Here is a 12592-nt window from a genome sequence, read left to right as displayed (position 1 = left end):
CATCGGAGGATCTGCTTGGCATCACGAGCCGTCGTCGCCGCCAAGCTGGTCCGCGGCGATATTGCGCGCCGCGCGTAGGTATGACCAGCCGGTCTGCAGTGTCAACGCCACCGCCACCCACAGCGTGAGGGTCGCGATCCAGTGGGCATCGGAAGCCAGCGGCGGCATGACGGCGAAGCCGATCGCCCACAGCTGCACGAAGGTCTTCCACTTGGCGAGCTTCGTGGCCGGCACCGTGACGCCCCGACGACCGGCTCGTGAGCGGTACGCGCTGATCACCAGCTCCCGCAGTGCGATGAGCGCGACGGGCAGCACGTCGAACTGCTCGTTCCACACCAGCGCGGCCATGCCGCCCAGCACCAGAACCTTGTCTGCCAGTGGATCCAGGAAGGCGCCGGCGCGGGTCTGACCCTGGCGTCGGGCCAGCCAGCCGTCGAGGTAGTCGGTCATCGCGATTGCGAAGCCGACTGCGAAAGTGCTCCACCGCGCGCCCCACGCCACGATCATCACGATGAACACCGGCGAAGCGGCGATGCGAGCCACCGTCACGAGATTGGCCGGCGTCACCAGCGCCGTCGGCCCGAATGTCGGGGCTGCCTCGTCCCCCTCCGGCGCCCCCATTGGCATGCGAGGCTAGGCGACCCCGTTGCGGCGACGGTGCCCGGCGGAGCAAGCGCCGGGAGTTCCCAGAGCCGAGCAATCCAGCCCACGTAGTATCGGCACGTGGCGCTGCGGACGGTCTCGGGGGACGGCGACACCGCCACGCCTAGCGAGACGAGCGCGAGATTGCGCCCGGCTCAACGGATCCTGAGCGCCGCCGACGCCATCGAGCGGATGACCGCCAAGCGTGAGGGCAAGCGCGGTTGCTACGCCATGTTCAGTTCGTACCTAGGCGGGGTCGTCACCGATCCCGCGCTCATGACGGTGCCGCTCGACGATCACATGGTCCACCGTGGACACGGTGTCTTCGACACCTGCTCACTGGTGAACGGCCGTCTGTACCGGCTCGGCATCCACATCGATCGGTTGCTTGCGAGCGCAACGGGAGCCCGCCTCGAAGTCCCGTGGTCTCGCGACGAATTGATCCAGATGGTCGCCGACACCGCGGCATCGTCAGGCGCAAGGAACGGCATCGTCCGCTATTGGCTGACAGCCGGCCCCGGCGGGTTCTCGTTCATGCCCGCCGAGTGCGAAGAACCCTGCTTCTACTGCGTCGTGCTCGACCCGATGAGCTTCGGCTCCGGAGGCTTCGATCCGATGCGGGATGGCTTCCGCGAGACGACGGTACGGGACACTCCGATGAAGCCTCCGCTGCTGGCGCAGATCAAGTCGAACAACTATCTGCTCAACGTCCTGACTCACCTCGAGGCAGCCGACGGCGGCGGCACCTTCGGGATCATCGTCGACGACGACGGCTACATCGCAGAGGCCTGCGTGCTCAACGTCTGCAGCATCAGCCGCGCCGGTGTCCTCGTCACTCCCCCGTTTGAGGGCATCCTTCACGGCACCACCATGCGGCGCCTGCTGGACCTTGCGCGCAGCACGCTGGTGCCCGAAGGACTGCTCACCGGTGTGGAGCAGCGACGGCTGCGCGCCGACGAGTCACGAACAGGAGTCGAGCTCATCATGTCGGGTGGCGACACCCACGTCTTCCCGGTGGTGGAGTGGGACGGCGCCCCGATCGGGGACGGCAAGGTCGGCCCGGTGGCAACTCGGCTGCACGAGCTGATCGAGGCCGAGACGGCAGCCGGCAGCGGCTCGCCAGACGACTTCATCGACATTTCGTACCCGCGCTAGCCGGCGTCGCTGCCGCCGTCGCACCGGCACTCGTTCGTTCATGTCGGACGCCGCTGGCGTCACAGGGTGGTCGTAGGGTTCGAACGTGGACACCGACGTCGCAGCGGAGACAAGGCGGCTGGACCCGCGGCCGGCTCCGCGAGCGCAACCCGGTGATGTGGCGCTCGAATTCGTCGGTCCAGCCGAACTCGATGCCTTCGCCGATGCGCTTGCGTCCTCAGTGGCCCGCGCCATTGACACTGAGACGGTCTACGAGACGTCTGCAACAGGCACCCGCGGCCGCGTTCCGTCGCTGCGGGTGATCTCAGCCGCCACGCGTGCAGTGGACGGCAGCGAGCGCAGCTGGGTGGTCGATGTCGCCCAGCACGACCTCACCGAGCTCGCCGTCGCCCTCGACGAGTCGCTGCGAACGCCAGATATTGCCGCCGATGCGTGGAACGCCACCTTCGATGACCGCGTGATCGACACCAATCTGGTCGAGCCGGCGCGTGCAGCCGGTGCCCGGGTCGGGTCCCTGCGCTGGTGGGACGCGCAGCTCGCAGATGCCTTGCTGCATCAGGGCCTCACTGGGTTCAGCTTCTTTCACGGACTGGCGTGGGCCGCCGAGCGATATCTCGGGCTCAGCGTCGAAGGCAAGGCCACCACCCAGCTCTCGTACTCCGCTAACGGGCCGCTGAGCGACGTGCAGATCGAGTATGCAGCGGCAGACGCCGTCGAAACCTTGTGGGTGTCTGATCGGTTGCGCGTGCTGCTGAGCGCCGCAGGTCTCGACGAGGTGTGCCGGCTGGAGCAGTCAGCGAGACCCTTCCTCGATCGCATGGAACGCGCTGGCTTGCCGTTCGATGCCGACGGCTGGGATGCCGAGTTGTCGGGTCTGGAGGTCCGCCGTTATGAGGTGCTGACGCGCCTGGCGGAGTTGACCGGCGGCGGCCAGGCCGAACTGTTCGGCGCCGGACTCGAGCCCAGCTGGAATCCCGACAGCGAGCACCATGCCCGTGACGTGCTCAACCGGTTCGCGCCGGACAGGGTCCAGGCATGGACCCTCGCGGCCGACGGCCGCGCTCGTCAGCTCGCACCCACTGATTCGCTCGGCGCTTCTGTGCTGGCGGGCATCGGCGGCGAGATCTGCACTGCGCTGCTCACCTACCGCGACCTTTCCAAGACGCTGGGCACATACGGGCGTGCAATGCGCGAGCACCTGGGGCCCGACGGCCGGCTGCATCCCGAATACCTGCAGGTGGTCGGCACCAACACCGGTCGTCTGGCCAGCCGAAATCCGAACGCGCAGAACTTCACGCCCCGCCTGAAGCCATTCATGGCACCGGGGCCTGGGCGCGTGTTCGTCTATTCCGACCTGAGCCAAGCCGAGCTGCGCTTCGCAACCCAGCTCGCTGGCGACGACGGCCTGCGTACAGCATTCGAGGAAGGTCTCGACATCCACACCGCAACCGCCGAGCGCATGTTCGGCGTGCAGATGGGCGGGCCCGCCGGTCTCGCCGCGCTCGACCGACCCCGCTATGAAGAGTTCCGCACGAAAGCCAAGCGCATCAACTTCGGGATCCTGTACGGCCAACGAGGTGCAGGCCTGTCGCGCGGCCTGACCGACGCCGGAGTCCCCACCAGTCGCGACGAAGCCGACGGGCTCATTGCGGCATACCTCAGCACCTATCGGGGCATCGCCGGTTGGGTCGACGAACGCGACCGCTTCATTGGGCACTTTGCGGCGACTGAGCTGGACGCTGACTGGCCGCTGACGCTGCGCCTCGGGGCGCTATGGCCCCGCACCGACGGCGCCCGGCGGGCGTTGCGCGCTGGCCAACGGCGTCACCACAGCGCCGAAGAAGTCCACGACCAGATGCTGCGGGACGAGCAGTCAGTCGCGCCGCGCCACGGCATCGGCGACGCCCACCTGCTGGGACACGCCGATGTCGATGTCGCCGAAGTGGCATGGGCGCTGTCGTTCCCGGCGACCGTGGTCGTCCGGCGCGACGGCTCGCCGCTGTCGTTCGCTTCGCGCACGCCCGCGGGACGCCGCCAGCAGTTCACCTTCTCCGTCGACTGGGTGCTCGGCGAAGCCGCCGCGGTCGTGGGCTGCTCGGCGAAGCCCCGCCCGAGCGAAGTATGGCGCTGCGCGCTGGCCCGCTTCGAGCTGGCACCGCCAGTGGCTCCGTCCGGCGCCCCGCTGCGGCCCGCTGTCGAGAAACTGCTCGAGCAGCGGTACCTCCGGCGCGCCGTCGTCGAAGACGTCGGGACATCAATGGGCGATGCCGATCAGGCGTTTCTGCTGAACCGGGCCCTGCACACCCGAGTCGGCCAGATGGCCAATGCCTACCGCAACGCCCCCATACAGGGCGGTGTTGCAGATGTGATGCTGGACGCCTACGGACGCCTCCGTGAAGCGCTGGCCGAGTTCCCGACAGCAGCGGCGGTGCAGACCGTCCACGACAGCGTTGTCATCGAATGCGACGAGGCCGACGCGCCAGAAGTTGCCGTCGTGGTGAAGCGGACGCTGGAGGCCGCGATGTCGCTCTGGTGCCCCGACATCCCCGCTGTCGCCGACACCGACATTCGCACGAGCCTGTCCGAGACGTCCATTGTCGCCGAGGTTTCCGAGTCCGAGTTTTCCGATTGACGGCTCAAGCGACCTCGCTGCGCCCGGTTCGGGGCGCCGTCAGCACGTAAGTCAGCATCGAGACGGTCACCGCGGCACCCATGGTCGCCAAGCCCCAGCGCTGACCGACCCACTCCATGAACACGCCCACAGGCAATGCCGCGAGGCCGAAGCCGGCGAAGGAGAGCTGCACGAGCGACTGCATGCGTCCCTGGTGGGCATCGTCGCTGAAGCGCATCACCAAGGTCTGGCCCAGCGACATGAACCCCGTGGCCGCAGCGCCGACGCCGACCGCTATCAGCATGGCAACCCAGATCGTCGGGGCTCCGCCCAATCCGGCGACGGTCAGGCCGAACAGAAAGCCCAAGCCGATCAGCATCGAGCCCGCAGCAGACGAGTCAGCCCGTGACGCCAAGAACGCGGCTGCTGGGACGGCACCCAATGCAGTCGCAGTGGTGAGCAGGCCGACGAAGATCTCGCTGCGACCGAAGACATCTTCGACCAATGCCGGCATGAATGCGATGTAGTTGAAGCCGAACATGATGACTGCCGTCGAGATCAGAATCGAACGGCGCAGGTTTCGTCGCGCGCTGGCGTACCTGACGCCCTCAGCAATGTCCCGCAGCGGATTTCGTCGCGCCACGCTTACCGGGGCAGCGGAGCCAGCCGCCGCCGCCGCACGGCTCACGGCGGTGCCGGTGTCGGGGAGCGGCAGCAGCAAGATGAAACTCACGGTGGCGACGGCGGCAGAGACGAAATAGGCGCCGGCCAAGCCGAAGAACGCAATTGCGGCCAGCAGGCTCGCGAGCGAGGGAGCGAAGATCCGACTCCCGCTCAGTGACAGCGACGAAAGCGTGATCGCATTGCCCACCCTCTCGCGGCCAACGAGATCAGTGGTCATTGAGATGCGCGCCGGTCCGATCAACCCGAACATCAGCCCTTGCAGGCCGCCCGATATCAACAGCATCCAGAAGCGGATGACCCCGGTCGCGATTGCGGCGCCCATGCCGATAGCAGTCAGGGTCAGGACGAGCTGGCCCACCAGCATGAGGCTGCGCTTGGACAGCCGGTCAGCCGCAACGCCGCCGAGCGGGGTCGACACCAGCAGCGCCAGGCCGAAGCAGAAGTACACAAGTCCGAGCGCGCCTTCCCGCTCGGTCAGGTCCCACGCGAGCAGGCTTCGCAGCAGGAACTGCATCTGGATGCTCATGAAGGAGAAGATCCCGCTCCACCACAGGGCGCGGAATGCAGGCACCCGAAGCGAGGCGAACGTGTCTGACCGGCCTCGCGCTGAGCCGCCTCCCCCGGCCGGCACAGGTGGAACGGGGCTGTTCATATGACCTTCCGGCTCAGGCTCTGCGATGCCGTTGTGGATGACGCCGGATGAGGCCGCCTGGGGTGTCGCCGTCTGCGCAGTACGGGAGTCTGATGCAGCGGCCGAGTTCCGACGGGCCGCGATCTCGGAGGCCGAATCGGACATAGCGAACGTTGACGCTACCGGTCTTCATCGACAGTGTCCGAGGAAGAAACGCCCCGCCTCGCCGTGCCCCACTGCCCTACCGCAGCTGTGGTTGCGACGGCTAACGTCGGCGCGTCCCGCGGTCTGAAACCCCCGGCCGCGCACATCGCTCGCTCGCAATCAGGAGGGCGTCCAGATGCCGCGAATGAACCTCAACGGAGCCTCAGCCATCGTGACCGGCGGAGCGTCCGGCATCGGCGAAGCCAGCGCACGCCAGCTCGCCGACGCGGGCGCACACGTTGTCATCGCCGACCTGCAGGAAGATCTCGGTGCCGCGGTGGCTTCGGAGGTCGGCGGCCTGTTCGTGCGCTGTGACGTGACCAGCATCGACGACGCTGGGGCCGCGGTGGATGCCGCGTCGGAGATGGGTCCGCTGCGGGCCCTAGTGAACTCAGCCGGCCTCGGACGCGCGGGCCGCACCATTGACCGCAAAAACGTCGCGATGGACCTCAGTCAGTTCAGCTTCGTCATCAACGTGAATCTGATCGGCACGTTCAACATGCTGGCCCAAGCCGCCTCGGCAATGGCCAAGACCGAGCCGGTCGATGACGACGGCTCCCGTGGCGCGGTCGTGAACATGGCCTCGGTCGCCGCGTTCGACGGACAGATCGGCCAGGCCGCGTACTCGGCCTCCAAAGGCGGGGTCGTCGGAATGACGCTGCCGATCGCCCGCGACCTGTCGGCCACCGGCATCCGTGTCAACACCATCGCGCCGGGCCTCATCGACACGCCGATCTACGGCGAGGGCGAGCAGTCCGACCAGTTCAAGGCGCACCTCGGCCAGAGCGTGCTGTTTCCGAAGCGGCTCGGCTACGGCGAGGAACTCGCATTCATGGTGATGGAGTGCATCACCAACCCGTACATGAACGGAGAGGTGATCCGCGTCGACGGCGGCATCCGGCTGCCCCCTCGCTGAATCACCCCTGCGATCAATCGCTTCGATCAACCGCTTCGATCAACCGCGACGATCGACCGCTTCGATCGACCGCTTCATGCCGAGCGTTCAGCCGGTCACGTCCTCGATGAACTCGGCGATGGCGTCGTTGAACGCGTCGGGCTGTTCCTGGTTGGCGAGGTGGCCGGCGGCAGCGACCTCCACATAGCGAGCATCCGGAATCCCCTCGGCAAGTCGCTGGGATGCCCGTGGCGGCGTGACCTCGTCGTGCTCCCCCACCACCACCAGCGTCGGCGCCGCGATGCGACCAAGGTCCGGGTAGTGATTGGACTCGGCCATCGAGTCGCACGCCCACTGGTAGCAGGGCATGCGTATCGAAGGAATCATCATGTCGACAACATGAGACCGAAGCTCGTCGGATGCGTCAGGGCTGACGAGTCGCTGCGCACGTGCTGCGGCGAAGCCTTCGGCGCCGAGGTCGACGAAGTCCGCCGCCCGCGCTCGCATGGCCTCCGCCTGTTCGGGCTTGGTGCCGGCGCCGGCACTGGAGTCGGCCAGCATGAGCGAGGAGACCAGCTCCGAATGCCGCAGGACGAGGCGCGTCGCAGTGACGCCGCCCCACGAGACGCCGAGTACGGCGACCGGGTCGTCTGACTCAGCGGCAATCAGCTCCCCAGCCGCATCAGCCCAGCCGTCGATACCGGGGGCGTCATCGGGATCAGCCGAATAGCGGTAGCCGGGAGCGTCCCAAGCCACCAGCCGCATTGCGAGCCGCTCGGCGAGAGGCCGCTGGCCCAAGAACGCATCAGCGCACGAGCCGATGCCGTGCAGGCACAGCAGCACAGGTGCGTCGTGCGCACCGTATGACCACCGAAAGATGTTGCTCACAGGACTCGGCTCATCTGACTCGACATTGACTCGGGCTCACTGACTCGGTTTCACAAACTCGGGCTCACTGACTCGGTTTCACAAACTCGGGCGCACCTGCGCAAGAGGGGTCGGTACGCCGCTCACCGGCGCACGGGTGCGGAAGATGCAGCCGCCGTCGTCCGTGCCGCCGCCGGTCACGACGTAGAGATCGCGCATGTCGGCGCCGCCAAAGCAGACGCTGGTGACGAACTGGTCGGGAACCGGCACGGCAACGTCGGGCTCGCCGTCGGGCGTGTAGCGCTGTACCCGGCCGCCTTCGGCCAGTGCAACCCACACGCCGCCCTCGACATCCACCGCCAAGCCGTCGGGCACCTGGCGCTCGCGCACGAACTCGCGCCGGTTCGACACAACGTCGCCGTCGACGTCGGACACCCACACACGGCCCGGGATGCTGTCGGAGTGGTAGAGCCGGGTGCCGTCGGGAGAGAAACCGATGCCGTTGGTGAGCCGCACCTCGCCGTAGACCACCTCGGCCGAGCCGTCGAGGTTGATGCGGTACAGCTCGCCGGGCACGTCGGCAGATGACTCATCGAACGGGTTGCGGCGCAGCGCGCCGACATAGACACGGCCCTGCGCATCGGTGTGCATGTCGTTGAAGCCGGCGACATCGGGGGCGAACAACACCTCCGAGCCAGCGTCGGTGACGTGCTGGATGTTGCGGCCGCTCACCACCACACCACCGTCGGCGTGCAGCACCATGCCGCCCACGCCCCGGCGCTTGGGCACCACGACCTCAATCTCGCCGTCGGGCCTCCGCCGGCGCACGCCGCCGTTAGGAACGTCAGAGAAATAGAAGTTGTCGTGCTCGTCAACCCGGGGACCTTCGATCAGCCCCCATCCCGAACTCAGCAACTCCAACTCGAAATCAGCACTCATCAACATCTCCCCCACTCCAAGTCCTGACGCTCGGCTATCGACCCCGGCCCACAGGCCAGCGGTGTGCGGACCCTAACGAACATGACATGCGCCGGCGCATCGCTGCTGCCCGAGCAGGATGGGGCGAGTCTGCGGGACAGCGAGAGGTTGCGCAGCGACGAGGCGTCGGGAGGCACCAGCCGCGCTGCGGTGGCATGCACTAGGCGAACAGGGCGGGTTTACGGGACAGCGAGAGGTTGGGCAGCGACGAGGCGTCGGGAGGCACCAGCCGTGCTGCGGTGGCATGTACTAGGCGAACAGGGCGGGTTTACGGGAGGGTGCAGGGTTGGGCGGCGACGAGGCGTCGGGGGGCACCAGCTGGTAACGGCCGTCGCGGACGACGACCTGCCAGTTGTGGTCGTGGATGCGGTCGTGGCAGGACCAACACACCAGCACGAGGTTGTCGACCTGCGTCGGGCCGCCGCGTTTCCACGGGACGATGTGGTGCGCTTCGCATTCGCCGGGCACTGCGCCGCAGCCAATGCATGCGCCGTCGCGGGCGATCAGGGCACGGCGCTGCGCCGCGGTGGGAGCCCGCCCGGCGACGGCCTCATAGAGGGGTGTGAGCTGTTTGCCGAACAGCACGACCGAGATGTCGGCGTTGCAGCTGAGCCGGTCGATCACGCTGGCGGGGACTGGGCCTGCACCGGCGATCTCGCCCATCCCGCCGCACTCGTCGAGCAGGTCCCCGAGGTCGGCTCGCACGATGATCTCCGTGGATGGTCCCCTGTGCCCCACCGAGCCTGCGCCACCGGATACGGCAGTACCGTTCGAGGCTGCGTGGCCAGCGCCGGATTCGGTGCTTCCGGGCATCGTGTCGCCAGCAGCGGTGTCGCCGGAGGCTGTGTCGCGGGCCGTGGCGGGCGTCGGGGCGGCGTGCGTGAGGATGCGGTCGAGCGCGTCGGCCATGCGTTGATCGCGGGTGCGCACTGCGCGGTGGCCTGTCGAACTGCTGCGTGCTGCATCGCAGAGGGCTGAGTCGTCGGTGTTCGCGGCCGGGCGGGTGCGCATCAAGCGGCGGTCGGCTTGGCGGAGGCGTTCGGCTTCGTCACGGATGCGGGCCTGGATGCGGGCGCCCATCTCGGCGTCGAACGCGCCGCGCATCTGCACGGTCCCGTCTTCGCCGTTCCAGAAGCGCACATTGCGGTTGCGCCGGTTGCGGCGATGCCGCTCGGCGAGGTCTGCGGCGCTCTGGTGCTGTGCGGTCCAGCGCTTGGAAGCGTGGGCGAACTCGTCGGGCGGCAGCGTTTTGGCCAGGTTCACGAGATCAGCATCGCCCTGCACCGCTTCGGGGCTGGTGTCACGCGCTGCTCGGGCCAAACGGGCGGCGTTCGCCATGGACATCTCGCCTTGGGTCAGCGCAGATTGGGCAGCGGGCAACTGCTCGAGCTCGGCGGCGGTGCGGACGTTGCGCGCAGCGTCCGAGCGCGGGACTGCGGCGATCTGGTGCAGCACTCCGGCACCGCCGTCGCCGTGGCGCTCGCGCCGCGCGATCTGAGACGCCATGGCTGTTTCCAGCGTCTCGAGCTTGGCGCGCAGCGGCTTGGCCAGCCCCAGCGCGTCGCGCAGCTCCCCAGTAGACGCCGCGTCGACGCCGTCGAGCGCTGCTGCGAGCGAGTCGAGCGCCTGTCGCACCTGAGAGAACATACGTTCATTCTACGGGTAACGAACCCCGTACGAACGTCTTCGTACCTTCAGAACTGTTACAGATGTATTACATAACGTTTTCTAGCTATCTATGAGTTTTCAAGTTATTTCAATCTCATCCTGTGGCCGCCGTTAGCGGTCGAACACCTGAACGTCCACACAGCGCACGCGCGAAGGCCGCGCGGGCCCTGTTAGCGACAGCCGGTGTCCTCGAGTCCACACAGCGCACGCGCGAAGGCCGCAGGTATCTCGCCCGCCGCGACCGGCGGCAGCCCCGCACTGACCGCATCGCCGGGCTGGTCAGCGGGCCGGGCTGAGATCGATCGGCAACCGATGGCCGACCCGAGTGAAGAGGTCCTGCAGCATCCGCAGCGTGAGGCCCCAGATCACCCGGCCATGCGCGACCTCGATACCGGGGAAGTGCATATCGGGACGAGGCGGGTAGTAGTAGTCGATGTGGTTCTGGGGATCGGCCAGCTCCGCCGCGGGCACCCACAAGGCATCGGCCACCTCGTAGTTCAACGTCAGCGGCGGACGCTCACCTTCCAGCCAGCACACATGCGGGGTCACGCGCAGCCCCGAGTTCGACCAGCGTGGGCTGCCTTCGAGATCGTCAAGGCGACCGAGCCAGCGAACCCCGGCGTGCGCAGTGATGTCGAATCCGATTTCTTCGCGGCTCTCTCGAACGGCAGTGTTGAACGTGTCGTCATCGTCGGGCTCGGTGCGGCCCCCCGGGAATGCCATGTGGCCGGACCACGGGTCGCCGTCACGGGTTGCCCGCTCGATGAAAAGCATCTCGGGGCTGGCACCGTTGGCTCGCACCACCGCGGCGACTGCGGCTGTCGGACCGTGATGCAGGGTGTCGAGAGTGTGGTTGAGCACCTCGCCCAGGGGCTGCGCGGCGAAGGCGTCGGCGACACTCGGAACCCCCAGCACATGGCGAAGCGTAGGTCGGCGGTGCGTAACGGCTCCGGGTTCGCCCCCAACGGCAGCGGACTCGGCCGCGATGGCCGCTGCTACCGTCCCCGCGATGACCGCCGCCGACGCTGACACCTCGGGCCCTGACGCCTCGCATCCTGAGCCTGGCAACTTCGACGATCCAGCCAGCGGCATGGACGCTGCGTCATTCGAAGGCTTCGTGGGCGAGGTCGCGCAGTTCCGCGACACGGTCGTGGCACCGAATGTGTCTCGCTGGGAGGGCGAGAAGCGGATGGCGCCCGAAGCTTTGCGGGAAGCGTCGAGGCTCGGTCTGCTGGCGATGGAGGTTCCCACAGCGCTCGGCGGCCTCGGGATGAGCTTTGCCCAGAAGTGCCGCATCGTCGAAGTGCTGAGCGCCGTGTCGATGCCGTTCGCATTCAGCCTCGTCAACACCGCAAACGTGGCCTCACGAGTGGCACAGTTCGGTAGCGATACCCACCGTGAGCGCTACCTGGCCGATCTCATGGCGGGCCGCCGTTTTGGCTCCTCGGCGCTGACGGAGCCCGGCGCGGGAAGCGACTTCGCCAATATCGCCACCACAGCGACGCCTGTCGAGGGCGGCTGGCGCCTCGACGGGGCCAAGGCCTGGATCACCAACGCCGCTCACTCCGACGTCATCTTCTGTTACGTGCAGACTGAACCTGGTTCGCGCGGCCGCGGCATGGCGTCATTCCTGGTGGACGGCACGCAGCCCGGATTCGAACGACTGCCGCCCTACGAACTCGCCGGCGGCCACCTCATCGGCACGGGGGGTTTCCTGCTCGACGGCTATTTCGCCCCGTCCGACGATGTCATTGCGCCGCCCGGGCAAGCCTTCGTAACCGCCCTGTCGGGCATTAACGGGGCCCGGACCTATGTGGCCGCAATGTGCTGCGCCATGGTCGAGGCGACGCTCGCGGGCGCAGTTCGCTATGGCGCCCAGCGTCAGGCCTTCGGACGGCCGATCATCGAGCACCAGGGGCTCGCATGGAAACTCGCCGGCGTGCAGAACCGCCTCGAGGCGGCCCGGCTGCTGACGGACCGGGCCATCGATGCGGTCTCCGAATCGCTTCGCACCGGCGACGCTTCGGGGGCGATCCTGCCCGCCGCGCACGCCAAGAAATTCGCCACCGAGACCGCCGAAGCCGACATTGCGGCGTGCATCCAGGCCATGGGTGCGGAAGGCCTGCGCAGTACGTACCCGTGGGGCCATCACCTGGCCGGCGCACGCATTGCGAACTACGTGGACGGCAGCACCGAGATCCAGACCGACCGGATTGCGCGTTCGCTGGTCGCCACTTACGCAAAGGACTGAACGGAC

General features: G+C 67.6%; 10 protein-coding genes. 4 read left to right on the top strand and 6 right to left on the bottom strand.

The annotated features are described in order from the left end of the window. Positions 1–21 precede the first annotated feature (21 nt). Positions 22–621: a CDP-diacylglycerol--glycerol-3-phosphate 3-phosphatidyltransferase gene (pgsA, locus tag ACQY5K_RS18255; protein ID WP_428118328.1), complete on the bottom strand. Its 600-nt coding sequence runs from the start codon at positions 619–621 to the stop codon at positions 22–24. A gap of 102 nt (positions 622–723) precedes the next feature. Between pgsA and ACQY5K_RS18250 the strand changes: the two genes are divergently transcribed. Then, positions 724–1797, top strand: a complete 1074-nt coding sequence (locus ACQY5K_RS18250) for an aminotransferase class IV (RefSeq protein WP_428118326.1) — start codon at positions 724–726, stop codon at positions 1795–1797. Positions 1798–1882: 85 nt separating this feature from the next. Beyond that, positions 1883–4429 (top strand): DNA polymerase, encoded by a 2547-nt coding sequence (locus ACQY5K_RS18245; RefSeq protein ID WP_428118323.1) that lies wholly within the window; start codon positions 1883–1885, stop codon positions 4427–4429. A 4-nt stretch (positions 4430–4433) separates the two neighbouring features. On the opposite strand, the gene ACQY5K_RS18240 is transcribed toward ACQY5K_RS18245, so the two are convergent. Continuing rightward, the gene (locus ACQY5K_RS18240; protein WP_428122762.1) at positions 4434–5744 is read right to left on the bottom strand and encodes an MFS transporter; all 1311 of its coding nucleotides are present in this window, start codon (positions 5742–5744) and stop codon (positions 4434–4436) included. Positions 5745–6072: 328 nt separating this feature from the next. Between ACQY5K_RS18240 and ACQY5K_RS18235 the strand changes: the two genes are divergently transcribed. Next, the gene (locus ACQY5K_RS18235) at positions 6073–6843 is read left to right on the top strand and encodes an SDR family NAD(P)-dependent oxidoreductase (protein ID WP_428118321.1); all 771 of its coding nucleotides are present in this window, start codon (positions 6073–6075) and stop codon (positions 6841–6843) included. A gap of 87 nt (positions 6844–6930) precedes the next feature. Here the strand turns inward: ACQY5K_RS18235 and ACQY5K_RS18230 are convergent, their stop codons facing one another. From ACQY5K_RS18230 to ACQY5K_RS18215, 4 genes are all read right to left on the bottom strand, one after another. After that, positions 6931–7710: an alpha/beta fold hydrolase gene (locus ACQY5K_RS18230; RefSeq protein ID WP_428118319.1), complete on the bottom strand. Its 780-nt coding sequence runs from the start codon at positions 7708–7710 to the stop codon at positions 6931–6933. A gap of 78 nt (positions 7711–7788) precedes the next feature. Beyond that, positions 7789–8628, bottom strand: a complete 840-nt coding sequence (locus ACQY5K_RS18225) for an SMP-30/gluconolactonase/LRE family protein (protein WP_428118316.1) — start codon at positions 8626–8628, stop codon at positions 7789–7791. Between the two features lie 288 nt (positions 8629–8916). Continuing rightward, positions 8917–10314: a DUF222 domain-containing protein gene (locus tag ACQY5K_RS18220; protein WP_428118314.1), complete on the bottom strand. Its 1398-nt coding sequence runs from the start codon at positions 10312–10314 to the stop codon at positions 8917–8919. A 300-nt stretch (positions 10315–10614) separates the two neighbouring features. Next, entirely contained in the window at positions 10615–11250 is a 636-nt protein-coding gene (locus ACQY5K_RS18215; protein WP_428118311.1) for an NUDIX hydrolase, read from the bottom strand. 94 nt (positions 11251–11344) lie between these two features. On the opposite strand from ACQY5K_RS18215, the gene ACQY5K_RS18210 reads away from it, so the two are divergent. Beyond that, positions 11345–12586, top strand: a complete 1242-nt coding sequence (locus tag ACQY5K_RS18210) for an acyl-CoA dehydrogenase family protein (protein ID WP_428118308.1) — start codon at positions 11345–11347, stop codon at positions 12584–12586. The last annotated feature ends 6 nt before the right edge of the window (positions 12587–12592 follow it).

Origin of the sequence: Candidatus Poriferisodalis sp. (genome assembly GCF_965262965.1) — a bacterium.
In the GTDB taxonomy this organism is placed as follows: domain Bacteria; phylum Actinomycetota; class Acidimicrobiia; order Acidimicrobiales; family Poriferisodalaceae; genus Poriferisodalis.
The sequence above is the reverse complement of the archived record's forward strand: the minus strand, read 5'-3'. Positions and strand labels throughout refer to the sequence as shown.

Bases quoted from the DNA above. Each gene is read 5' to 3' on its own strand.
- ACQY5K_RS18235 (WP_428118321.1), top strand. From the start codon at position 6,073: ATGAACCTCAACGGAGCCTCAGCCATCGTGACCGGCGGAGCGTCCGGC.
- ACQY5K_RS18225 (WP_428118316.1), bottom strand. From the start codon at position 8,628: ATGAGTGCTGATTTCGAGTTGGAGTTGCTGAGTTCGGGATGGGGGCTG.
- pgsA (WP_428118328.1), bottom strand. From the start codon at position 621: ATGGGGGCGCCGGAGGGGGACGAGGCAGCCCCGACATTCGGGCCGACG.
- ACQY5K_RS18220 (WP_428118314.1), bottom strand. From the start codon at position 10,314: ATGTTCTCTCAGGTGCGACAGGCGCTCGACTCGCTCGCAGCAGCGCTC.
- ACQY5K_RS18240 (WP_428122762.1), bottom strand. From the start codon at position 5,744: ATGAACAGCCCCGTTCCACCTGTGCCGGCCGGGGGAGGCGGCTCAGCG.
- ACQY5K_RS18210 (WP_428118308.1), top strand. From the start codon at position 11,345: ATGACCGCCGCCGACGCTGACACCTCGGGCCCTGACGCCTCGCATCCT.